The following is a 23,488-nucleotide window of genomic DNA, read 5'->3' as shown; positions in this document are numbered from 1 at the left end:
TATGACGTATCTGGCAAAAAGTCTGGCGAATGGCGGGCGCGAATTGATCGCGTTCCGCATGGGCAATCAGGAATTCTGCGTCAACGTTATGTCTGTACGGGAAATCCGCGGCTGGACGCCGGCGACGCCGATGCCACATGCGCCACAGTATGTTCTGGGCGTCATCAACCTGCGCGGTGCAGTGTTGCCGATCATCGATCTGTCCGCCCGTCTCGGCATGGCGCCGGCCGAGCCGACGGTACGCCACGTCATCATCGTCACGCAAGTCAAGAACCGGCTCGTCGGCCTTCTGGTCGAGGCGGTCTCCGACATCCTGACGATCAAGGACGAAGATATCCAACCGACGCCGGATATGACCTCCGAGTTCGAGCGGACATTTGCCCGCGGCATCCTGGCGATCGAAGGGCGGATGATCTGCCTGATTGAGCTTGAGGCCGTCTTTCCTCATTACGAAAGTGAAGCTGCATGAGCATGCCGGCCGCCTTTGACAGCAAGCTGCCCCCGGACGAGTGCCTGGCGAGCGGAGAATATCCGCTGACCCGCCGCGACCTCGTGGAGATCGCTGCCATGATCTATGCCGATGCCGGCATCTATCTCAATGAATCGAAGGCTTCGCTCGTTTACTCGCGGCTTTCCAAGCATATCCGCAATATCGGCCTGAAGGGTTTTCGCGAATATTGCCAGCTGGTCTCATCGCCTGCCGGTGCCGCCGAGCGCCGCGACATGCTTTCGCACCTGACGACGAATTTTACCCGCTTTTTCCGTGAGAACCACCATTTCGAGCACCTGAAATCGGACGTCCTGCCGGAACTGATCGCCCGCGCGAAGAACGGTGGCCGGGTGCGTATCTGGTCGGCTGCCTGCTCGGACGGGCAGGAGCCCTATTCGATTGCGCTGACGGTTCTGTCGATGCTGCCGAATGCGGCCGACCTCGATTTCCGTATTCTTGCAACCGATATCGATCCGAAGATTCTGGCGCTGGCCCGGGCCGGAAGCTATGACGCAACGGCTCTTGAAACCGTCAGCCCGGCCATGCGCAAGCAGTGGTTCACGGAAACCAGTGTCAACGGCCGTCAGAAATGGCAGGTCGATGACCGGGTGAAGAAGCTGATCACCTTCAACGAACTCAACCTGATGGCACAGTGGCCGTTCAAGGGCCAGTTCGACGTGATCTTCTGCCGCAACGTCGTGATCTATTTCGATGAGCCCACCCAGATGAAGATCTGGTCGCGCTTTGCCGGCATGCTGAACCCCAAGGGTCATCTCTATATCGGCCATTCCGAACGCGTGTCCGGCGACGCGAAGTCGGTGTTCGACAATATCGGCATCACCACCTATCGCTACACCGGTAAACCACATGGAGGCCGCTCATGAGTGCTGCGCGCGTTCTTGTCGTTGACGATTCGGCCACCATGCGCGGGCTGATCACGGCTATTTTGAGCAGCGATCCCGACATCCAGGTCATTGGCCAGGCGGCCGACGCCATGCAGGCGCGCCAGGCGATCAAGGATCTCGACCCGGACGTCATCACGCTCGACATCGAGATGCCCAACATGAATGGGCTGGAATTCCTCGAAAAGATCATGCGTCTGCGTCCCATGCCGGTGATCATGGTTTCGACCTTGACGCACAAGGGCGCGGAAGCCTCGCTGGCGGCTCTCGAAATCGGGGCTTTCGATTGCGTCGGCAAACCGTTGCCGGGCGATCCGCATCCGTTTCGCGATCTTGCCGAAAAGGTGAAGGCTGCGGCGCGCTCGCAGCGCAAGTTCATCATTTCCGGCAACAAGGTCGCGGCTCCAAGCGCTGCCAGCACCAATGCGGCTTCCGACTACCGGGCCGGCCGCAAGATTGTCGCGATTGGATCGTCCACCGGAGGCGTCGAAGCCCTGATCACGGTTCTGCAGAAATTCCCGGCCAATTGCCCGCCGACGGTGATCACGCAGCATATGCCGCACACATTCACCAAGAGCTTTGCCGAGCGTCTCAACCGCATCTGCGCCCCAACGGTTGCGGAAGCAACGGATGGCGCTCGGCTAGAGATCGGCAAGATCTATCTGGCCCCAGGCGGTGAACGCCACCTCCAGGTCGTCAATCCAACATCACCCAGCTGCCGCCTGCTGGACCGCGAACCGGTCAACGGTCACCGCCCGTCCGTAGATGTCTTGTTCGATTCCGTTGCGGAACTTGCAGGCCGCAACGCAGTCGGTGTGATCTTGACCGGAATGGGCCGTGATGGCGCATCCGGTCTCTTGAAAATGCGCCACGCAGGTGCCCGCACATTCGGTCAGAATGAAAAAACCTGTGTTGTGTATGGAATGCCGAGGGTTGCCTACGAACTGGGTGCCGTCGAAACACAACTCCCCCTCGGCTCAATCGGGGAAGAAGTCCTGAAAAGTACTGCCGCCCGAAGAGAAGGAAGCGAATAATGTCCCTAGCGGAAAAAATCAAAGTTCTGATCGTTGATGATCAGGTCACCAGCCGCCTGCTGCTGGGCGATGCCTTGCAGCAGCTCGGTTTCAAGCAGATCACGGTTGCCGGCGACGGCGAGCAGGGTGCCAAGATCATGGCAGCGCAGCCGCATCACCTGGTGATTTCCGATTTCAACATGCCGAAGATGGACGGCCTTGGCCTGCTTGCTGCCGTGCGCAACAATCCGGCCACGAAGAAGGCCGCCTTCATCATGCTGACGGCGCAGGGCGACCGTGCATTGGTCACCAAGGCCGCAGCGCTCGGAGCCAACAATGTGCTCGCCAAGCCTTTCACCATTGAAAAGATGAAGGCCGCAATCGAAGCCGTATTTGGGGCATTGAAATGATCACTGAGGCTGCGACCAGGCGTGTGCATGTCATCCAGGGCGAATGGAAGGTGGTCAACGATCCAGATGTCGTGCTTTCGACCATCCTCGGCTCCTGCGTGGCAGCGTGCATGCGCGATCCGGTCGCAGGCGTCGGTGGCATGAACCATTTCCTTCTGCCGGGCTCGGCGGATGCCATTTCGTCGGGCGGCGATGCAACGCGTTACGGCGTGCATTTGATGGAGCTGCTGATCAACGGGCTCCTGAAGAAAGGAGCCCGCCGCGAACGGCTGGAGGCGAAAATCTTTGGTGGTGCGAAGACGATCGCCCGCTTCTCGAATGTCGGGGAGCAGAACGCGCTGTTCGCGCGCCAGTTCCTGATGGACGAGGGGATCCAGGTGGTCGGCGAGAGCACTGGTGGCGATCACGGCCGCAAGCTTGAATACTGGCCGCTGAGCGGCCGGGCCCGGCAATATGCGCTGACGGGCGTGGAAGCGCAGAAAGCCGTGGCGCAGGAGCAGCGCCCAAGGCCGGTGCCGAAGCCGGTCGACAATGCGATCGAGTTTTTCTAGCGCTTGGGTCACATTCCGGAAGCCCGGGATGTGCTTTGGCAAAGTGTTTAGCGTAGCCGTTCGGTGGGGGTAGTTCCGAACGGCATTGGTTGCCAGCGTGAGGGCGTGAAATGCTGACTGAAATGAAGAGCCATATGCCTCACGTCGATGAGGCACTCCCGGACGTGATGATGCGCATCGTTTCGGAACTCTACGATGTGGCTTATCTCATCGAGCGGATAGAGCCGATGCTCAGCGATATCCACGGCGAGGCGGTTCTGGAATCGCCTGATCGGATAAAGGTCTTGCAGGGGATCGATCTGGCCGTTCAGAAGACACGCGGGCTTGCGGAGTTCATCGACACCGTCACCGCGGCCATTCCGCAGTCGTGGCTTGTCGATGTGACCACCGCCCTCAATCTCGTCAAGCTTGCCGATATGCAGAAGTCGCTCGGCAACGGCATGCTGCGGCATGGCCATTCGCAGCCGCTGACCGAAGCTGCGGGAGATTTCGAGGCCTTTTAGCCGCGACCAACGTTTCTCTCGTGCGTTTACCGCCGCCTCGACAATCGTCTTGAGGCGGTGGTTTTGTTTTAAGCCACCTCGGACTGCCGGTGTTTTCAATCGGCGGCAAAGGTAGCACCTGTCCTAATGCTGAAGTGAATGAAGCAATCTATATCTCAGTTTTTCGCAACAATCCGTATCGCTACATACAGGTTGCGGACATATGGGCCGATCGCGCGGGGCCGCAGCGTTTCGCCGCTATCTTTCGCGCTGCGAATGCTTACCACATCGATCATCACTTAAGGCTTGCGGGGTCTCATCGGGAGGCGTCGCACTGGAATTCGATTCCCCCATTTAGAATATAAAAAACATAGATTATCTGTATTTGTGGCGATTTACGACTATTTTTGTCCGGGTTATGGCGGCATTTCCAATGCTGTCAGTCTGCAAACCGGAGATATCCATGGCCCGTCAAATCCGTTTCAATGCTTTCGACATGAACTGCGTTGGCCACCAGTCGCCGGGCTTGTGGTCGCATCCGCGCGACCTGTCGTGGAAATACAAGGATCTCGACTATTGGCAGGATCTGGCCCGTACTCTGGAGCGCGGCATCTTCGATGGTATCTTCATCGCCGACGTCATCGGCTATTACGACGTCTACAAGGGGTCGAATTATCATGCGATCCACCAGGCGGCGCAGATCCCCGTGAACGATCCGCTGCAGCTTGCCGCCCCGATCGCGCTCGCCACCGAGCATCTCGGCATCGGCATCACGGCATCAACCTCGTTCGAGCACCCCTACACCTTCGCTCGCCGGCTGGCGACGGCTGATCATCACACCAAAGGCCGGGTCGGATGGAACATCGTAACGTCTTACCTGGAGAGCGGAGCGAAGAATATCGGCCAAGGCGGTCTTCGCGGCCATGACAACCGTTACGAGGTCGCCAATGAATATGTCGAAGTGCTCTACAAGCTCTTCGAGGGCAGTTGGGAAGAGGGTGCGGTTCTGCGCGACCGCGAGAAGCGCATCTTCACCGACCCGGCCAAGGTTCACGAGATCGGCCACAAGGGCAAGTATTTCGATGTGCCGGGCTATCATCTGAGCGAGCCTTCGCCGCAGCGGACGCCGGTGCTCTATCAGGCCGGCGCGTCAGGCCCCGGCAAGTCTTTCGCCGCTGGCCATGCCGAGTGCATCTTTGTCGCCGCCCCGACCCGATCAGTGCTCAAGGGCTATGTCGCCGACATTCGGGAACGCATCGCCCAGGCGGGCCGCGATCCGGAAAAGGTGTTTATCTACACGCTGATCACCATCATCACCGGCGAAACCGAAGAGAAGGCGCAAAAGAAGTTCGAGGAGTACAAGAGCTACGTCTCCTATGACGGATCGCTGACCTTCATGTCTGGTTGGAGCGGTATCGACTTTGGCCAATATGCGCGGACTGACGTGGTGGAGAAGATCGAAACCAATGCGATCCACTCCTTCGTCGAGCACATTGCCGGCGGCGACAAATCGTGGACGATCGATGAACTCGCACAGTTCGGCGGCATCGGCGGCATGGGGCCTGTCTTCGTCGGCTCACCTGAGCGGATTGCCGACATCCTGCAGGAGTGGGTAGAGGATACCGGTGTCGACGGCTTCAACATAGCCTATGCGGTGACACCAGACAGTTTTGAGGATGTCGTCGGCCATATCGTGCCGGAATTGCAGAAGCGCGGCGCATACCCCACGGCCTACAAGCCGGGGACGCTCAGGGAAAAGCTGTTCGGTGACGGACCTTACTTGCCCAAGACCCATCCAGCTGACGGTTATCGTGACATCGAGGCGGTCAAACGGCGTGAATTGCAGGCCGAGCACAAGCTCAAGACGGTTGGCGCGTGATGGGCGACACGTTTTCTCGAACGTCACGCCATGCCTGCCGCTCGCGCCGACCATCAGCCGGAAACATGTGCAGAAACGGCTATGCAGACCGCGCTACGAAGCGCTGGCTGGAACGAAATCACTGCGAAGGTTGAGGTTTTGCTGGTGCGCGTTCGACCCTGTGCGCATGATCTCGGCCGGTTCTACCTCAACGGTATCCAGGCATCGCCGCATTTCTGGATTTAACGGAAGCCCGTTGCGGCCCGCCTGGATGTTTTGCTCACAGGTTCTCTTTCAGCAGAACTTCGATCCTGATTTTTTCCTGCGCGGCTATGGGGTCGCGCAGATCAGCGCGGGCGCGCATGATGCGGACAGCGCTGCGGACGGCGTGGCCGGGGTCTTGCGCGATGATGGCATCGATGCGGCCCGTGCGTAGGGCTTCCTCGCTGAACGGTGTGCGTTCGTGGACGACAACAGTCACTTTCTGCAGGTCGGCGTGCTGCGAGATCGCTGAAACCGGGATTCGGCTTTCCGGGCTGAGGACATAGGCCGCCCGGATATCGTGATGGCGTTCAACGACATTTTGTATGATTGCGGCTGCCCGGCTCTGGTCCCCATAGGTCTCAAGCGATGGCAATGCGCGCAGGTGCGGGAACTGTTCGTTGATGATGCTGTCGAAGCCGCGGCGGCGTTCGATACTGTCGCGCGCCACCATGGTTTCGGCGACAATCATGATCTTGCCGGGCTCGTTGCCGAGGAAGCGGCCGATGATCCTGCCGGCGGTTGCGCCAGCGGCGAAGTTGTCGACGCCGACAAAATCCGCGGTCTTCAATTTTTCCTGGCCGGATAGAAACTGGACAAGATGAATGCCGCGCGTCATCAGGCGGCCGAGTGCATCGCGCACCTGTGGCGATTCCGGCGCCATGACGGCAACGCCATCCACGTCTTCGGTTTCGATCGCCGCCAGATGCCGTGAGAGTTGATAGGGGTCGTCGGTCGCAATCTGATCAACGGTAATTTCCGTCAGGTCGGATTTGAGTGTCCGGCTTGCTTCGGCCACACGTTGAAGCAGTTCCTGCAGATATTGATCTCCCTTGCTCGGCAGGACGAAGCGGAACCGATAGATTTTGTTGCGGGCAAGAGCCACTGCGGCGAGATTGCGGACAAAGCCAATTTTTTCAATGGCCTCATGAACCCTCCGTGACGCCCGGGCGCTGACATTCGGCCTGTCGTTCAGTACCCGGTCGACCGTTGCCAAGCTGACGCCGGCGGCTTCGGCCAGATCCTTCGCGGTGGGTCGTATCATCTATAGTCTTCCGTTCTTACGCATTGGCCCGATCCTGTTTTCCATCAGTCTGCGCAAAAAAGCAAGAAATTGAAGTGCGCACCTCAAAATCATCTTGCACTGAGGTGCGCACCTCAGTTATACCATGCCAACGACGGCGGCGAAGGCGGTCGACAGACTGCGAAGCCGGGTGTTGGAGGGAGGGCTTGTCCGCTGGGCTGGCCTTAGTTGTGCTCGCCAAGAGCGTTCAGACACGTGCCGATGGAGGTCGGAGTGTCACTAGGGAGGAGATTTCATGCCACGTTCATATCTGAAATCGGCATTAGCGGCCGGCGTCGTGACCGGACTGATGTCGCTGGGAGCGGCAACATCGGCTCAGGCGGAAGACTTGACCTTGTGCTGGGCTGCCTGGGATCCGGCCAATGCGCTGGTAGCGCTCAGCAAGGATTTTGAGGCCAAGTCCGGCCATAAAATGAGCTTCGAATTCGTTCCCTGGCCAAACTTCGCAGACCGCATGCTCAACGAGCTGAATTCCGGCGGCAAGCTGTGCGATCTGATGATCGGTGACAGTCAGTGGATCGGCGGCGCGGCAGAAAATGGCCAGTATGTGAAGCTCAATGACTTCTTCGACAAAGAAGGCATCAAGATGAGCGACTTCATTCCGGCAACCGTCACGGGCTATTCCGAATGGCCCAAGGGAACGCCGAACTACTGGGCGCTTCCCGCTTTCGGCGATGTCGTCGGCTGGAGCTACCGTAAGGACTGGTTCTCGCGGCCCGAGCTGCAGGCCGAGTTCAAGCAGAAATATGGCCACGATCTTGCTGTTCCGAAAACCTTCGAAGAACTGAAGCACATCGCGGAATTCTTCCAGGGCCGCGTGATTGACGGAAAGACCGTGTATGGCGCCGCGATCTATACCGAACGCGGCTCCGAAGGCATCACCATGGGCGCAATGGACGTGCTCTACAGCTACGGCTTCGAATACCAGAACCCGGACAAGCCCTACGAACTCGACGGATATGTCAATTCCGACAAATCGGTAAAAGGACTGGAGTTCTACAAGGAGCTCTACAATTGCTGCGCTCCTCCCGGATCATCCGACGCCTATATGTCGGAGAACATCGACGCCTATAAATCCGGCCAGGTGGCGCTGCAGATGAACTTCGCCTTCACCTGGCCTGGCATCAATGCTGACCCCAATGTCGGTGGCGACAAGTCCGGCTACTTCCCCAACCCGGCGGGGCCGGATGGCAAGCAGTTCGCTCAGCTTGGCGGACAGGGCATCTCGGTGGTTGCTGTTTCCGAAAAGCAGGATGCAGCCCTTGAATACATCAAGTGGTTCGCCCAGCCTGACGTCCAGGCCAAGTGGTGGCAGCTGGGTGGGTATTCGGCGCTGCGCGCGGTGGTCGAGGATCCGGGTTTTGCCAAAAGCCAGCCCTATGCCCAGACCTTCCTTGATTCCATGGCAATCGTGAAGGATTTCTGGGCCGAGCCGTCCTATGCCTCGCTGCTGCAGGCGTCGCAGAAACGCTTCCACAACTACGTCATTGCCGGGCAGGGCACCGCCAAGGAAGCGCTTGATGGTCTTGTCGATGACTGGAAGACGATCTTCGAAGACGAAGGCAAGTACTAGACGCTGACCGCGTGACCTCCCCGCGGTTCCGGGTGTCTGTGCAGGACCGGTTGGTTGCCAGCCGGTCCTGCGAACTATGCTGCTTCTGATTTAGGGGAATACCATGCTCGATTCATCGGCCGACCGGGCCGTGGGCGAAACGTCGCCTGTCGTGTCCAAACGCAGCCAAGGGCTCTCCGATAGAGCGATCGCCTGGCTGTTCGTGGCGCCATCAATCTTCCTGCTGCTCGCCGTCAACATCTTTCCCTTGATATGGACAGTGCGGCTGAGCTTTACCAATTTCCGGGTCAACCGCCCCAATGCCGAGGTTCAGTTTGTCGGGCTGAAAAATTACATCAGCGTCCTCACGGACGGGGATATCTGGCAGACGATGCAGGCGACGGCGCATTTCCTGATCTGGACTATCGTCCTGCAGGTGCTGATCGGCTTCGCGCTGGCCTATCTGATCAACAAGAAATTTCGCGGCAACGACCTGTGGACGACGGTCATCGTCCTGCCGATGATGTTGAGCCCCGCGGTGGTCGGCAATTTCTGGACATTCCTCTACCAGCCGCAAATCGGCCTGTTCAATTACGCGGTCGGTTATCTCACTGGTACGGACCCTTCCGCCTTTTCGATGATCGGCGACGTCTCGCTCGCCCCTTGGGCGATTGTCATTGTCGATACCTGGATGTGGACGCCGTTCGTCATGCTGATCTGCCTGGCGGGCCTGCGTTCCATCCCCAGCAGCATCTACGAGGCGGCCGAGTGCGACCGCGCCAGCAAATGGCGGCAGTTCTGGACGATCACCATTCCGATGGTGCTGCCGTTCCTGATGCTTGCAGTTCTCTTCCGGGGCATCGAGAACTTCAAGATGTTCGACCTCGTGGTTCAGCTGACGGGGGGAGGGCCTGGGTCGATCACGGAACTGACGTCCATCAACCTTAAGCGGGAAGCCTTCGAAAAGTGGCGCACTGGATATGCGTCGGCCTACGCGGTCATCCTTTTCGTGACAGTCTTCGGCCTCGCGTCGATCTACGTCAAAGCCCTGAACAAGGTGAAGCAAAGATGAGCAGCTATTCCGTTACAGAACCTTCCGTTCGTCAGAAATGGGCTGCCGGAACGCTTGTCGTTATCTATGCCCTGATCACGATCCTGCCACTCCTATGGATCATCGCGACGAGCTTCAAGTCACCGTCAGATGCCATCGCCTATCCGCCCAAGACCGTCTTCCAGCCAACCCTTGAAGGTTATGTCAACCTGTTCACTACCCGCACCCGGGCGACGGAGCAGGATTTGAAGGAGCTCGGCGAACCCAACACCTGGTATGACCGTATCGTGCGCAAGGATGGTTTCGTGATTGCCGGGCCATCGCGCTTCCTGGAGCGGTTTTCGAATTCGATGATCATCGGTTTCGGCTCGACCGTTCTGTGCATCGTGCTGGGCACGGCAGCGGCCTATGCCTTCTCGCGCTTCAAGGTTCCGCTCAAGGATGATCTGCTGTTCTTCATCCTGTCGACGCGCATGATGCCGCCGATCGCCGTCGCCATCCCGATCTTCCTGATGTTCCGGTCTCTCGGGCTGAATGACACTCATGCCGGCATGATCCTGCTCTACACGGCCGTCAACCTGTCGCTGGCGGTGTGGCTCCTCAAGGGGTTTATCGACGAGATTCCGATCGAGTACGAAGAGGCGGCGCTGATCGACGGCTACACGCGCTTCCAGGCGTTTTACAAGGTCGTCCTGCCGCAGGCCATGACCGGCATCGCATCGACGGCAATCTTCTGCCTGATCTTTGCCTGGAACGAATATGCCTTCGCCGTTCTCCTGACCTCGGGCACGGCCCAGACCGCGCCACCTTTCATTCCAACCATCATCGGTGTCGGCGGTCAGGATTGGCCAGCAGTGGCCGCAGGCGCGACGCTGTTTCTCGTGCCCGTCATGATTTTCACGATTGTCCTTCGCAAGCACCTGCTGCGCGGCATTACATTTGGAGCTGTCCGCAAATGACGGAATTCATAAAGGGATTGCGCGGGTTCAGGCGCGGCGCCTGGGAGATGGTCGCATCGATCCTCATCGCGCTCGGTGTGTTCATGCTGATGCAACCATTCGCCCTGTCGCTGTACTCCGCGTCCTTCATCGTCACCCTGGTGGGCACCGTGATGTTCATCATCGTCAGTCATTTTCCGGAGTAACCATGGCACAGATCAGAATTCAGAATGTGCGCAAGGAGTTCGGAGCATTCACTGCTGTCCAGTCCTCCTCGTTCACCGTGGAGGACGGCGAGTTCTTCATGTTGCTTGGACCGTCGGGTTGCGGCAAGACCACAACGTTGCGCATGATGGCGGGCCTCGAACTGCCGACCAGCGGTGAAATCTATATCGATGGCGAGGAAGTCGGCATGAAGCCGGCAAGTCAACGCGATATTGCCTTCGTCTTCCAGATGTTCGCGCTCTATCCGCATATGAATGTACGCAAGAACATTTCCTATCCGCTGCTGAGCCAGGGAATGTCTCGCGCCGAGGCGAAAACGCGGGTGGAAGAGGTGGCGCGTATCCTCAAGATCGAGAATATTCTCGACCGGCCGGTCGGCGGGCTGTCGGGCGGTGACCGCCAGCGCGTTGCGCTTGGCCGTGCCATCGTGCGCCGGCCGAAGGCTTTTTTCATGGACGAACCCCTTGGTGCCCTCGATGCGGAATTTCGCGAACATATGGCCGAGGAGCTGCGCGCCCTTCACGATCGCATCGGCGCGACAACGGTTTACGTCACCCATGATCAGCTTGAAGCGATGCAGATGGGCGACAAGATCGTCGTCATGAACCACGGCGTCGTTGAACAGTTCGGCAAGCCGCAGGACATCTATGATTGGCCAGCCACCAAATTCGTGGCCAAGTTCATCGGCTCCCCGGCGATGAACTTCTTCGATTTTGACGGCATGATCGGTATCGGAAGCAATGTCATCGAGCTTTCCGGACACCGGGTTACGGTTCCCTTGTCGCGTCAGGGGGCCAGCGGAAAGTTGACGCTGGGGGTCAGGCCGGAGCACATCCGCTTTTCCGATGCCTCGGCCTACCGCGGACGGGTGCTCGCCACGGAATATCTCGGCACGACCCAGATCGTCACGATGGCCACACCCAACGGGGAGATCAAGGCACGCACGCCTGCGAAGCAGTCCGTAACGTCGGGCGAGATCATCGGTCTTGAATTCGATCCGCAAACGCTGACCATCTTCGACGATATGAAAGGGCAGGCGCTGCTGTCTGAAGCCAATGAGAGGGTCTTGCGTCATGGTTGATGTGGTTCTTGAAAATGTGACGAAGACATTTGCCGGCCACGCGGCGCTCGACAATCTGTCCCTGACGATCCCCGGCGGTTCCTTCGTCGTTCTCCTGGGGCCGACCGGCGCTGGGAAAACCACGGCGCTGCGCATGGTATCGGGTCTGGACAAGCCGGACAGTGGCGACATCTATTTTGCCGGCCGCTCCGTCAGGGACCTTACGCCCGCCGAGCGCAATGTCGCGATGGTGTTTCAGCAATATTCTCTCTATCCGCATTTGACCGTGCGCCAGAACCTCGAATTCCCGTTGAAATCACCTCTGTTGAGGACTTCGAAGGCAGATATCGACCGCAAGGTGAAATCGATCGCGGAGATGCTGCAGATTTCTCACAAGCTCGACAACAAGGCGACCAATCTTTCGGGCGGCGAGATGCAGCGCGTCTCGATCGGCCGGGCGCTGGTGCGCAATCCGCAAATCTATCTCATGGACGAACCGCTCAGCTCTCTCGACGCCAAGCTGCGGGCCGATCTGCGCATCGAACTCAAGAGTATCCAAGCCAATTCGGGTGCCACCTTGCTTTACGTCACCCACGACCAGATCGAGGCGATGACGATGGCGACCCATATCGGCGTTCTTCACGAAGGCAGGCTGGTGCAGTTTGGCTCGCCGCGCGAAATCTATGAGCGGCCGGTGAGCCTCTACACCGCGACAAGGCTCGGTCAGCCGCGGATCAATGTGCTTGCCGCCGATACGTTCCCCGGCTCGCCGCCGGGAGCGGTGAGCATCGGCTTGCGCCCTGAGCATATCACCCAGGGCGACGGTCAGGAGGCACTGGTCAAACGGGTCGAGCATCTCGGCGACCAGACGCGCCTTCATTTGGTATTCAAGAAAAACGACATCGTCACCGTGACCGACGCCGATACCAGGCTGAAGAGCGGAGACATCGTCAAAATCCAGCCGGACAAGCCGCTCTATTTCGACGCGGACGGCATGCGCTTAGGGTAAGGGAGCAGATATGGCACAGTTCATCAACAAGCGGGAAGACGTGGTCACCGAGGCGATCGATGGTCTGCTGGCCGTCAGCGGCGGCTCTTTGGTGCGTCTTGACGGCTATCCGCATATTCGCGTGGTTCTGCGCGGCGATTGGGACAAGTCGCAGGTGGCGCTGGTATCCGGCGGAGGCTCTGGACACGAGCCGGCGCATGCCGGTTTCGTCGGCAAGGGAATGCTGACCGCGGCCGTGTGTGGCGACGTCTTCGCCTCGCCGAGTGTCGATGCGGTTCTCGCCGGCATTCTGGCTGTCACAGGTCCGGCTGGATGTCTGTTGATCGTCAAGAACTATACCGGTGACCGGCTGAACTTCGGATTGGCGGCTGAGCGCGCGCGCGCTTTTGGCCTGAATGTCAACATGGTCATCGTTGGCGATGACGTTGCTCTGCCCGACCTGCCGCAGGCGCGCGGCGTGGCGGGAACGCTCTTCGTCCACAAGATCGCGGGCGCGCTTGCGCAGGCAGGCGCGGATCTCGAAACGGTAACGGCCGCTGCCCGGCGCGTGATCACTGGAGCAAAAAGTATCGGCATGTCGCTGGACACGTGCACGGTTCCTGGCTCGCCGAAGGAAGATCGTATTCCTGCCGGTATGGCCGAGCTGGGGCTCGGTATCCATGGGGAAGCCGGTGTGGAACAGATCGCATTTGTCGATGCAAGAACGGCGATGGGAGCAGTCGTCAGCAAACTGGCCGCGGCCATCGAGGATAGGCCGCATGTTGCGCTGATCAATAATCTTGGTGGCACCTCCGCCCTCGAAATGTCGGTGCTGACCCACGAACTGATCGCTTCGTCGATCGGCAACCGGATTTCCCATGTCGTCGGACCGGCGCCGATGATGACATCCCTCGACATGCAGGGCTTTTCCATCTCGCTCTATCCAGCCGACGAGGCGGACATAGAGGCATTGGGCGCACCGGTTACGATGGCGGCCTGGCCTGGCTTGTCGGCCGTCAAACCCATCCGGATCGAAATGCTGCCGGACGGACTGACACCGATCACACCCCAACCGTCCAACCATCAGGAGACGCGCGACTTCCTGATCAATTGCTGCAAGGTATTGATCTCGGCCGAAGAGGATCTGAACGCGCTGGATGCCAAATCCGGTGACGGCGACACAGGATCCACGCTCGCAGGCGCTGCGCGCGCGCTCATCAATGCCATCGACCGCATGCCGCTCTCGGATCACACCCAGCTTTATCGCGCCATCGGCCAGGAATTGAGCCAGACGATGGGCGGATCGTCCGGTGTTCTGCTCGCCATCTTCTTTGCGGCCGCCGGTGATGCCGCCTCAAGCGGTCTGCCGATGGCCGATTCACTAAAGGCGGGACTTGCCCGTATGCAGGAAATCGGCGGTGCCCACCTCGGCGACCGGACGATGGTGGACGCACTTTCACCGGCGCTCGATGCGCTTGAGAAGGGTTTCAAACCGGCGGCCGCGGCCGCACGCGCTGGCGCGAACCTCACGGCCACCATGCTCAAGGCCAAGGCCGGACGAGCCGCCTATATCAATGCGAAACAACTCGAAGGTCATATCGATCCTGGTGCGGAGGCGGTGGCACGGCTGTTTGAACATCTGGCGGCTTAAGTCTACCGGTGTGGAAGCGTTGTCCGGAAACGCTTCCACACCCTCCGCAGATGCGTTGCATTTCTTTGCGACGGCTTCTTTCTACACAATCGTTTTGCTTGGGGCCGGACCGGATGCGCAGCCTAACCCGGATTGTTGGATAAGCAGCGGCAGCGCGCCCCCGGCTTAACTGGAATGTTTCTTGCGTATTTGCTAATATACAAACGCAACGCGAGGAATTGTGTCATGAGTCCGGACAAGTCGCGCCATTTTCCTCCACTTTGGCTGCTCATGGGTGTTGGAGAGCGATACAAAATGGTCGAATCCGTCGATGATGCGGCGGCGATGCTGATTCACCAATGGCCATCGACCGCTGGCGGTGCCTACACAAATGCACTTGAGGCCTGCCTGGATGCTCTCCAGGGAGCCGGGCCGGCGGATGTGGTCCCTGACGCTTTGATGCGGGCCGCGGATGAGGCGTTCATTTGCTACATCCACGTTATCGAGGGTGAAAAGCGATCTCAACGCCCCAGAGCGCGCATGCCGCGCGAACAGCATGCCTTTCCGATAAGATCTGCGATTTTCGGCTTCCAATGCTAGAGGGCTTCCGTGCGGTCGCACCCGCTTCGGAAAGTACAATGAAAACTGCTTGCTCTGGTCAAGCTCGCTTCAGCCGGAATCTGGATGCGCTTTACACGTCGGTGAGCTAGAAAGGCCCCTCGAACGCTCGGCGTTCAGACAGGAGCCCGACCATGATCAAGATGAGCGTCTACTATCCGGCCGATGGTGGCTCGAAGTTCGATCACGACTACTACCGCACCCGCCATATGCCACTGCTCCAGGAACGGCTCGGCGATGCCTGCCTGCGCTACGAGATCGACAAGGGCCTTGCGGGTCGCGAACCAGGAAGCGCGCCGCAGTTTGTCGCGGCGTGCCACGTCTACTCGCCGAGTCTGGCGACATTTCAGGAGGCGTTGGGTCCCCACCGCGCGGAAATCTCCGCGGACGTCGCCCGCTATACGGACATCGCCCCCATCGTGCAGATCAGCGAAGTCGTTGAAGGGTAAGGCCTTCGGTGCGTCAGGCGTGGCGTTGAACTTTCCGGGACCGGCGTAGTGCTGGCGCATCTGATCCATGGTGATGTAGCCGGTGCCGACTCGGTCGACGATCGGGAACGTGCCGTTACCGTCAAAGCGAAAACTGCGTTACTCTCGTCAAACTCGCTTCGGCCAAAATCTGGATGCGCTTTATAGGTCGGTGACCCAGACAGCCCAGGCATCGCGTACGCCGAGGGCTCTGCAATATCCAGAGCCCTCGGCGTCGGCAGTTTCCTATTGCTTGCGTGGCCAGGTATCGGCGAGGCGGTAGCCGGCCGGCCATGGATCGGCTGGGTCGAGCATGACCTGATGCGTGCCGGTCACCCAGGCGCGGCCGGAGATTTCGGGCACGATCGCCTTCTGGCCGCCGACGGTCGTTTCGCCGACAATCTGGCAGTCGAAATGCGACCCGATGATCGATTCACCGCGGAACTTCTGTCCCGGCTTGATCTGGCCGCGGGCGTGCAACACAGCCAGGCGTGCCGAGCAACCGGTGCCCGTTGGCGAACGGTCGAGCTTGGCCGGTTGGATCACCACCGTATTGCGCCCATGCAGCATGCCGTCGCGCTCTTCGACCGGCAAGGTCAGCTGGCAGAAGGAAATATGGTTCCATTCCGGATTTTCGGGATGGGAGAACCCGAGTTGTTCGTTGGCGGCGCGCGTGATCTTGATTCCGGTTTCGGCCAGTTCGCGAGCTTCGTCGGGCGTGACCGAAAAGCCGAGAGAACGCGCGTCTGCAATGACAAAGCTGTCGCCGCCATAGGCGGTATCGACTGTCAGCGTGCCAAGACCTTCCACTTCGAGCCTGGCATTGAGCTTGGCCGCGAAGGAAGGCACGTTGGTAACAGTAATGCGCTCAGCCTTGCCATTGCGGCAGGCGGCAACCACGTTGACCAAGCCGCCCGGTGCTTCCAGCACCATTCTGGTTTCCGGCTCCTGCATCGGCACGATACCCGTATCAAGCAGAACGGTCGAGACACAGATGGAATTGGAGCCCGACATTGGCGGCGTGTCCTCCGGCTCCATGATGATGAAGCCCATCGTCGCCCGCGGGTCCTTCGGTGGTACCAGGAGATTGATATGCCGGAATACGCCGCCGCGCGGTTCGTTGAGCACGAAGTTGCGCAGCGTCTGGTCCTCGGCAATGAATTTCCGCTGTTCCCACAGGGTCTTGCCGGGTGGCGGCGCGACCCCGCCAACGATGACGTCGCCAACCTCGCCCTCGGCATGGCAGGAAACGATGTGGATTACCTTGCTGCTGCGCATAGTCTGCTCCCTGAAAAAATTGCGATCCGGCCGCCATCTGCCCAAGAAGATTGTAGCGGGTAGCAGAGCCTGTGTCCCACTGTTAGAAAAATTGGATCCAATATACAATATCAAAAATGGATCGGCTGAGAATATCCGCTCCGTTGCCTGAATCCCGAATTGCACCTATGACCCAAGGATGGGAACTGACACCGCGCGCCGCGCTTGAAACAACGGGATTTGAATTCATGAAACTTGCCGCCGTCGATGTCAGGCAGGCCGCATCCGCAGCCGATATTGTCTATGACGCGCTGCGCAAGGCGATCATCGAGGGTGACCTCGCCGAAGGCGAGAATCTCAGGCAGGATCAGATTGCGCAGATGTTCAATACCAGCCGGATTCCCGTGCGCGAGGCTCTGTCGCGGCTGGAGCAGCATGGGTTGATCACCACAGAGCGTTACAAGGGTGCAGTGGTCGCCGGGCTTTCGATCGAAGAGATCGACGAAATCTTCGAATTCCGCGCTTTTGTGGAAGCCGAGGTCATGCGGCTTGCCGTGCCAAATCTCGGTGAGGATGCCTTGGCTGCTGCGCGCAGATACTGCGAGGAATTCAGCCGGGAGACCGATTCCGCCCGGTGGGGCGAAATCAACCGGAGTTTTCACTACAGTCTTTATGCGGCATCCGGACGGCCTTACTACCTGCAGATCGTTCGTACATCGCTCGACAGGATCGATCGTTATTTGCGGGCGCAGTTGACGCTGACGAATGGGGTGATGCGGGCTGACCGTGAGCATAAAGCTATTCTCGAGGCTTGCCTGAACGGTGATGCCAGCCTTGCGTCCCGGCTGACGCGGGATCACGTTCTGGATGCCGGACGGTCCCTTGTTGCCTTTCTGAAAGATCAGCGGGCCTGACGGCGGGCAATGCCTGAGACGGGAACCCGGGGCGGGATGGCGCTCGCACGGACTGGTTGAAGTCGCAAAAACGCATCATCACCAAGTTTGTTGCCACCTTTGCCGATCGCGCTTGCGGAAACGGTTGATCCTGCAGACAGGGAAAAGTATTCCTTTTGTCGACACAGGATTGATGACATGACAGATATCGACACCAGCCCCATTCCCGAACGCAAGCGCGGCTCCGGCGTCAAGATGGTCTACGACCTCTTGCGCGACGAGATTCTTGATCTCGTGCTGCCGCCCGGCAGCCCGATCGATGAGGTGCAGCTGGCCGAACGCTTCAAGATGTCGCGAACCCCGATCCGCGAGGCTTTGGTGCGGCTCGCCGGCGAAGGGTTGATCGATACGCTGCCCAACCGTTCGACGATGGTTGCCAATATCGACTTTCTCAACATGCACACCTTCTTCGATGCGCTTGTGCTGATGTACCGCGTCACCACGAAGCTGGCAGCGCAATATCACAGGCCGGAAGACCTGAAGGTAATCCGCGCGCATCAGGCCGAATTCGCCGCTGCAGTGCAGGCGCAGGACGCGCTGGCGATGATCGCCACCAACGCCGCGTTCCACTCTGCCATCGCCGAAGCGGGTCGCAACGCGTATTTCACGGGATTGTTCAACCGGCTTCTGGACGAGGGGCGGCGGATGCTGAGGCTGTACTATCAGTCTTACGACGACCGGTTGCCGCAGCGTTTCGTCGAAGAGCACGATGATATTATCGCCGTCATTGCCAATCGCGACATCGAGGAAGCAGACCGTCTGGCGAAATTGCACGCTGAGCAGATCGTTCATCAGATCCAGAAATTGTTTGCCCGGGAAGACAGGCTCGACGTGGCGCTCTGATCGATAAAATTCTTGTCGACAAATAATATACAACGTGCAATATGGCTCCAGAGGCACAGGATCGGGGCTGCAAAGGTGCGCGCCATTCTCTGCCCGTCCGGCAAGGTCAAAAGGAGTTTGTTATGACGGCCAAAATCTTTTCTGGCGTGATCCCCGCGCTGATGACCCCTTGCAAAGAAGACCGTACCCCGGACTTCGACGCCCTCGTGCGCAAGGGAAAAGAGTTGATTGCCCAGGGAATGTCGGCCGTTGTCTATTGCGGCTCGATGGGTGATTGGCCGCTTTTGACAGACGCGCAGCGGATGGAAGGCGTTGAGCGCCTGGTGAAGGCCGGCATTCCGGTTATCGTCGGTACGGGCGCCGTCAACAGTGCGCTGGCCGTCAAGCATGCCGCGCATGCCCAGGCTGTTGGTGCCCAGGGCCTGATGGTCATTCCGCGGGTCTTGTCGCGCGGCTCTTCCGTCGTAGCACAGAAGGCCCATTTCAAGGCCATCCTCGCTGCAGCTCCGGACCTTCCGGCCGTTATCTACAACAGCCCCTATTACGGTTTTGCCACCCGCGCTGACCTGTTCTTCGCTCTGCGCGCCGAGCATCCGAACCTCATCGGCTTCAAGGAATTCGGTGGCGCGGCCGACATGCGTTACGCGGCCGAATACATCACCAGCCAGGACGGTGTTTCGCTGATGATCGGCGTTGATACTGCCGTGTTCCACGGTTTCGTCAATTGCGGTGCGACTGGTGCTATCACCGGTATCGGCAACGTTCTTCCGAAGGAAGTCCTGCACCTTTGCAACCTGTCGCAAGCAGCTGCCGAAGGTGACGCCGATGCGCGTCTGCGCGCTCTAGAGCTGGAACAGGCGCTTGCCGTCCTGTCCTCGTTCGATGAAGGTGCAGACCTCGTTCTCTACTTCAAGCACATGATGGTGCTGAAGGGCGACAAGGAATACACGTTGCACTTCAACGCGACCGATGCGCTGACCGAAAGCCAGCGCGGCTATGTCGAGGCTCAGTTCAAGCTGTTCAACGGCTGGTATGCCGAGTGGAGCAAGCTTCCCGGCGCCGTCCAGAAGTACAAGGGCTGAGCTGACGCTCTCCTGAATTAACGAAGGCCCTCTGAGTGATCAGAGGGCCTTCGCATTTGTGGGGCCTGCGGTGATTGCGCAGGCCGGTGACGGGATGCTGTTAGACAGCGTCCAATCCAAGCGCGTGCAGCCGGTCCAACTGCTCCATCTCGGAAGCGGTCAGGATGATGCCGCCGGTCTGCGATTTCGCGCGCGCTGCGTAGCGGCGCTGCGAGGGCAGGCGTGCGCCTTGGCCGACCATTGCCTCGAACAGAACCTCGGCCCGGGCAAACGGATTGCCTGGACGATCCCCACCAAAACCTTCGGGAGAAAACGCGATGATCAGCTCGCCATGGGCGGGCGCAAGGGCAGTCGAGCCAAGCGCATCCAGCACTTCCGGGCTGGTCAGGTCGCCGATCATGATGCCGGCCAGAAGCTCGATCATTGTGGAGATCGCCGAGCCCTTGTGTTCGCCGAACGGCAACATGGCACCGGCGAGCGCTGCTTCCGGGTCCGTGGTCGGCTGACCATCGGCATCGATCGCCCAGCCCTCCGGCAGAGCTTTTCCGGCTCGCCTGTGCAGCTCGATTTCGCCGCGCGCCGCAACCGATGTCGCGAAGTCGAAGACATAAGGGGATTTGCCCGGGCGTGGCCAACCGAAAGCCAGCGGGTTTGTGCCGAGCAGTGGCTTCGTTCCACCGCTTGGTGCGACTGTCGCATAGCTGGGGCACATGACGATACCGGCCAGCCCGAGCTCTGTCAGCGCCTCGGCTTCCGGCCAAAGGGCGGAGAAGTGGGTGCAGTCATTGATGGCGAGGGCTGCAATGCCGCTGGAGCGGGCGCGTTCGGCAAGAACCGGGAGGCCCAGTTCGAACGCCGCATTGGCAAAGCCGCCCTTCGCATCAACCTTGACGACAGCAGACCGCTGCTGTGGTAGAAGTTCGGGCTTGGCGGTCGGGTTGACCTTGCCGGCCTTGACGGTGCGCAGTGCGCCTTCGATCCGGTAGATGCCGTGCGATTTGCAGGCGTCCCGTTCGGCGGCAACGATAACGCGGGTAATGGCTGCGGCTTGCAACGCGCTCAGCCCGGCCTTGATGAAGACGGCTTTTACGCGCTCCTCCAGATCGGCGATCGTCAGGGTGTGGGTATCGCTCATAGTGTGCCCCTCCTTTTTAGGCGCAGTAACATCTAAATGAGTTGATATCCTGCATACAAAAAGTATACAAGTTTGCCAAACATAATCCGGCCCAGCATAGCCTGCCGCTTGCGCGCCAGTTTCGAAAAAAGGATCTGTCCATGCCCTTCATCCCCAGCGGAAAACACCTTGTCGCAGGCGAATGGCTCGATGGAGCCGGTACTTTTGCATCCTCGCCCGCCAAAGGGCCGGTGCATCAGTTCGCCATCGGAACCGCACAACTGGTCGATCGTGCCTGCGAAGCCGCTGAAGCTGCGTTCTGGAGTTTCAGCGCTGCCGACCGCAGCACCCGCGCTGCCTTCCTGCGCGCCATCGCCGACGAGATCGATGCGCGCGCCGACGAGATCACGGAAATCGGCAGCCAGGAAACCGGCCTGCCCGAAGCCCGCCTGATCGGCGAGCGCGGCCGCACGACCGGCCAGTTGCGGTTGTTTGCCAGCCATATCGAAAGCGGCGATTATCTCGACCGCCGCTTCGACGCGGCCTTGCCGGACCGCCAGCCAGCTCCACGTCCAGAGATTCGCCTGATGCAGCGCCCTGTCGGTCCGGTTGCGGTGTTCGGCGCGTCAAATTTCCCGTTGGCCTTCTCGACGGCGGGTGGCGATACGGCGGCGGCACTCGCAGCCGGTTGCCCTGTCGTGGTGAAGGGACATTCCGCCCATCCGGGTACGGGTGAAATCGTCGCACAGGCGGTTGAAGCGGCCATTCGTAGTACTGGTGTTCACCCGGGCGTGTTCTCGCTCATTCAGGGTGGTAACCGCGATGTCGGGCACGCGCTGGTGCAGCACCCGCTGATCAAGGCGGTCGGTTTTACCGGTTCGCAGGCCGGTGGCCGCGCTCTGTTCAATCTCTGCGCCGCACGGCCTGAACCGATTCCGTTCTTCGGCGAGCTCGGCTCGGTCAATCCGATGTTCCTGCTGCCTGCCGCGGTCGCGGAACGGGCGGAGGCGCTTGGTCAGGGCTGGGCAGGTTCGCTGGCCATGGGGGCAGGGCAGTTCTGCACCAATCCCGGTGTTGCCGTTGTGATCGATGGTGCCGATGCTGACCGCTTTGCCGCGGCCGCCGTCGAGGCGCTGGGCAAGGTTGCGCCGCAGACCATGCTGACCGATGGAATTGCCAAGGCTTATCATGACGGACAGGCAGGTTTTGCCGCCCGCAACACGGTCGAGCCGTTGCTGGTCACGGAATCAACCGGCCGTGCCGCGTCTCCCAACCTGTTCGAAACGACCGGCGACCGTTTTCTGGCCGATCATGCGCTGAGCGAAGAAGTCTTTGGCCCGCTTGGCCTACTGGTGCGGGTGAAATCGCAGGAGGAAATGGAAAGCGTCGCGCGGGCGATCGAGGGTCAGCTGACGGTGACGTTGCACATGGATGACGCCGACATTGACGCAGCGAAACGGCTGCTTCCGCTGCTGGAGCGGAAGGCTGGCCGCATCCTCGTCAACGGCTTCCCGACAGGTGTCGAGGTGGTCGATTCCATGGTCCATGGTGGTCCGTATCCGGCTTCTACCAACTTCGGGGCGACCAGCGTCGGCACCATGTCGATCCGCCGGTTCCTGCGGCCGGTGTCCTACCAGAATTTGCCGAAGGCGCTATTGCCTAAGGATTTGCTTAAATAATCGTGCGGCTGCGCCCGCCTTGTGTTTCCGAATGTTGCGTGCAAGTCAGTGAAGACGAATATTTGCGTACTTTTTGTATACGTTTTGTATTTTATCATTGATTTGCACGCAATGAATCGAAATAGTGCGCCTGCCGCAGATCGGCGCATCAATCTAGGGAGAGAGATTAAGATGAAATTTTCGGTCCTCGCGTTCAGCCTCCTGGCTACAACCGTTCTGACCAGCCAGGCCCACGCCGATAAGCTGGACGATATTATTTCCTCGGGCACATTGCGTTGCGCCGTCGTGCTGGATTTCCCGCCGATGGGATCGCGTGACGAAAGCAACAATCCGATCGGCTTCGACGTCGATTATTGCAACGATCTGGCCAAGGCCCTCGGCGTCACCGCCGAAATCGTTGAAACACCGTTCCCCGAGCGTATTCCTGCCCTGATGTCCGGCCGCGTCGATGTCGGCGTTGCCTCGACCTCCGACACGCTTGAGCGTGCCAAGACCGTCGGCATGACCGTTCCTTACTTCGCCTTTGAAATGGCCGTAACTGCCAACGAGAAGTCTGGCGTCAAGTCGTTTGAAGACATGAAGGGCAAGGTCGTCGGCGCCACTGCCGGCACCTATGAAGCCATTGCTCTGGAAAAACAGGTCAAGGCCTGGGGCGCCGGTGAGTTCCGTCCGTACCAGACGCAGGCTGACGTGTTCCTGGCGCTGAGCCAGGGCCAGCTCGATGCGACCGTTTCCACCTCGACGGTAGCACAGGCCAACGTCAAGACCGGCAAGTTCCCCGGCATCGCTGTCGTCGGCAAGGCGCCGTTCGATATCGACTACGTTGCGCTGTTCACCAACCGCGAGGAATACGGGCTGATCAACTACCTCAACCTCTTCATCAACCAGCAGGTTCGTACCGGCCGTTATGCCGAGCTGTATGGCAAGTGGGTTGGCGGCGAGGTTCCGTCCCTTTCGGTCAATGGCGTTTATCGCTAATC

24 protein-coding genes are annotated in these 23,488 nt (G+C 59.5%); 21 read left to right on the top strand and 3 right to left on the bottom strand.

The features are described 5' to 3' along the window. Position 1 precedes the first annotated feature (1 nt). From ASC96_RS00275 to ASC96_RS32370, 8 genes are all read left to right on the top strand, one after another. Positions 2-469 (top strand): chemotaxis protein CheW, encoded by a 468-nt coding sequence (locus ASC96_RS00275; RefSeq protein WP_060500267.1) that lies wholly within the window; start codon positions 2-4, stop codon positions 467-469. Then, positions 466-1,374 (top strand): protein-glutamate O-methyltransferase CheR, encoded by a 909-nt coding sequence (gene cheR, locus ASC96_RS00270; protein ID WP_060500265.1) that lies wholly within the window; start codon positions 466-468, stop codon positions 1,372-1,374. The genes ASC96_RS00275 and cheR overlap by 4 nt, the downstream gene beginning before the upstream one ends. Further along, positions 1,371-2,426, top strand: a complete 1,056-nt coding sequence (locus ASC96_RS00265; protein ID WP_060500263.1) for a chemotaxis response regulator protein-glutamate methylesterase — start codon at positions 1,371-1,373, stop codon at positions 2,424-2,426. The genes cheR and ASC96_RS00265 overlap by 4 nt, the downstream gene beginning before the upstream one ends. After that, positions 2,426-2,815: a response regulator gene (locus ASC96_RS00260; protein ID WP_037105534.1), complete on the top strand. Its 390-nt coding sequence runs from the start codon at positions 2,426-2,428 to the stop codon at positions 2,813-2,815. Before ASC96_RS00265 ends, ASC96_RS00260 begins: the two co-directional genes overlap by 1 nt. Beyond that, positions 2,812-3,366 (top strand): chemoreceptor glutamine deamidase CheD, encoded by a 555-nt coding sequence (gene cheD / locus ASC96_RS00255; protein WP_037105537.1) that lies wholly within the window; start codon positions 2,812-2,814, stop codon positions 3,364-3,366. Before ASC96_RS00260 ends, cheD begins: the two co-directional genes overlap by 4 nt. Positions 3,367-3,476: 110 nt before the next feature. Next, entirely contained in the window at positions 3,477-3,869 is a 393-nt protein-coding gene (locus ASC96_RS00250; RefSeq protein ID WP_060500261.1) for a hypothetical protein, read from the top strand. Positions 3,870-4,311: 442 nt separating this feature from the next. After that, positions 4,312-5,727: an LLM class flavin-dependent oxidoreductase gene (locus ASC96_RS00245; protein WP_060500258.1), complete on the top strand. Its 1,416-nt coding sequence runs from the start codon at positions 4,312-4,314 to the stop codon at positions 5,725-5,727. Between the two features lie 30 nt (positions 5,728-5,757). Continuing rightward, positions 5,758-5,952: a hypothetical protein gene (locus ASC96_RS32370; protein ID WP_156397332.1), complete on the top strand. Its 195-nt coding sequence runs from the start codon at positions 5,758-5,760 to the stop codon at positions 5,950-5,952. A gap of 34 nt (positions 5,953-5,986) precedes the next feature. Here the strand turns inward: ASC96_RS32370 and ASC96_RS00240 are convergent, their stop codons facing one another. Then, entirely contained in the window at positions 5,987-7,009 is a 1,023-nt protein-coding gene (locus ASC96_RS00240; RefSeq protein ID WP_060501324.1) for a LacI family DNA-binding transcriptional regulator, read from the bottom strand. Positions 7,010-7,286: 277 nt separating this feature from the next. Here ASC96_RS00240 and ASC96_RS00235 point away from each other — a divergent pair, with 277 nt between their 5' ends. The 8 genes from ASC96_RS00235 (at position 7,287) to ASC96_RS00195 (ending at position 15,562) form a co-directional block, all read left to right on the top strand. Next, the gene (locus tag ASC96_RS00235) at positions 7,287-8,624 is read left to right on the top strand and encodes an extracellular solute-binding protein (protein WP_162246305.1); all 1,338 of its coding nucleotides are present in this window, start codon (positions 7,287-7,289) and stop codon (positions 8,622-8,624) included. A gap of 103 nt (positions 8,625-8,727) precedes the next feature. Further along, a complete protein-coding gene (locus tag ASC96_RS00230) occupies positions 8,728-9,675 on the top strand; it encodes a sugar ABC transporter permease (RefSeq protein ID WP_060500256.1) in 948 nt (315 codons plus the stop codon). Then, positions 9,672-10,613, top strand: a complete 942-nt coding sequence (locus tag ASC96_RS00225) for a carbohydrate ABC transporter permease (RefSeq protein ID WP_060500254.1) — start codon at positions 9,672-9,674, stop codon at positions 10,611-10,613. The genes ASC96_RS00230 and ASC96_RS00225 overlap by 4 nt, the downstream gene beginning before the upstream one ends. Further along, positions 10,610-10,798 (top strand): hypothetical protein, encoded by a 189-nt coding sequence (locus ASC96_RS00220; RefSeq protein ID WP_060500252.1) that lies wholly within the window; start codon positions 10,610-10,612, stop codon positions 10,796-10,798. Before ASC96_RS00225 ends, ASC96_RS00220 begins: the two co-directional genes overlap by 4 nt. Before the next feature lie 2 nt (positions 10,799-10,800). Continuing rightward, entirely contained in the window at positions 10,801-11,898 is a 1,098-nt protein-coding gene (locus ASC96_RS00215) for an ABC transporter ATP-binding protein (protein ID WP_060500249.1), read from the top strand. Further along, a complete protein-coding gene (locus tag ASC96_RS00210; RefSeq protein ID WP_060500247.1) occupies positions 11,891-12,886 on the top strand; it encodes an ABC transporter ATP-binding protein in 996 nt (331 codons plus the stop codon). The genes ASC96_RS00215 and ASC96_RS00210 overlap by 8 nt, the downstream gene beginning before the upstream one ends. 10 nt (positions 12,887-12,896) lie before the next feature. After that, on the top strand, positions 12,897-14,516 hold the full coding sequence (locus ASC96_RS00205) for a dihydroxyacetone kinase subunit DhaK (protein WP_060500245.1): 1,620 nt from the start codon (positions 12,897-12,899) through the stop codon (positions 14,514-14,516). Between the two features lie 731 nt (positions 14,517-15,247). After that, positions 15,248-15,562 (top strand): EthD family reductase, encoded by a 315-nt coding sequence (locus ASC96_RS00195; RefSeq protein WP_060500242.1) that lies wholly within the window; start codon positions 15,248-15,250, stop codon positions 15,560-15,562. A gap of 264 nt (positions 15,563-15,826) precedes the next feature. Here the strand turns inward: ASC96_RS00195 and ASC96_RS00190 are convergent, their stop codons facing one another. Next, positions 15,827-16,858 (bottom strand): proline racemase family protein, encoded by a 1,032-nt coding sequence (locus ASC96_RS00190; protein ID WP_060500239.1) that lies wholly within the window; start codon positions 16,856-16,858, stop codon positions 15,827-15,829. A gap of 227 nt (positions 16,859-17,085) precedes the next feature. Here ASC96_RS00190 and ASC96_RS00185 point away from each other — a divergent pair, with 227 nt between their 5' ends. The 3 genes from ASC96_RS00185 (at position 17,086) to ASC96_RS00175 (ending at position 19,715) form a co-directional block, all read left to right on the top strand. Next, on the top strand, positions 17,086-17,751 hold the full coding sequence (locus tag ASC96_RS00185) for a GntR family transcriptional regulator (RefSeq protein ID WP_060501320.1): 666 nt from the start codon (positions 17,086-17,088) through the stop codon (positions 17,749-17,751). A 177-nt stretch (positions 17,752-17,928) separates the two neighbouring features. After that, positions 17,929-18,633, top strand: a complete 705-nt coding sequence (locus ASC96_RS00180; protein WP_060500237.1) for a GntR family transcriptional regulator — start codon at positions 17,929-17,931, stop codon at positions 18,631-18,633. Positions 18,634-18,755: 122 nt separating this feature from the next. Next, positions 18,756-19,715 carry a dihydrodipicolinate synthase family protein gene (locus tag ASC96_RS00175; protein WP_060500235.1) on the top strand — a complete coding sequence of 320 codons (960 nt, stop codon included), beginning with the start codon at positions 18,756-18,758 and terminating at the stop codon, positions 19,713-19,715. A gap of 100 nt (positions 19,716-19,815) precedes the next feature. Here ASC96_RS00175 and ASC96_RS00170 read toward each other — a convergent pair whose 3' ends face one another. Further along, entirely contained in the window at positions 19,816-20,850 is a 1,035-nt protein-coding gene (locus tag ASC96_RS00170) for an Ldh family oxidoreductase (RefSeq protein WP_060500233.1), read from the bottom strand. A 140-nt stretch (positions 20,851-20,990) separates the two neighbouring features. Between ASC96_RS00170 and ASC96_RS00165 the strand changes: the two genes are divergently transcribed. After that, positions 20,991-22,508, top strand: a complete 1,518-nt coding sequence (locus ASC96_RS00165; RefSeq protein ID WP_060500232.1) for an aldehyde dehydrogenase (NADP(+)) — start codon at positions 20,991-20,993, stop codon at positions 22,506-22,508. Between the two features lie 171 nt (positions 22,509-22,679). Then, positions 22,680-23,486 (top strand): transporter substrate-binding domain-containing protein, encoded by an 807-nt coding sequence (locus tag ASC96_RS00160; protein WP_060500230.1) that lies wholly within the window; start codon positions 22,680-22,682, stop codon positions 23,484-23,486. Positions 23,487-23,488 lie beyond the last annotated feature (2 nt).

This window comes from Rhizobium sp. Root1204 (assembly GCF_001424965.1).
Lineage (GTDB): Bacteria > Pseudomonadota > Alphaproteobacteria > Rhizobiales > Rhizobiaceae > Pararhizobium.
The sequence above is the reverse complement of the archived record's forward strand: the minus strand, read 5'-3'. Positions and strand labels throughout refer to the sequence as shown.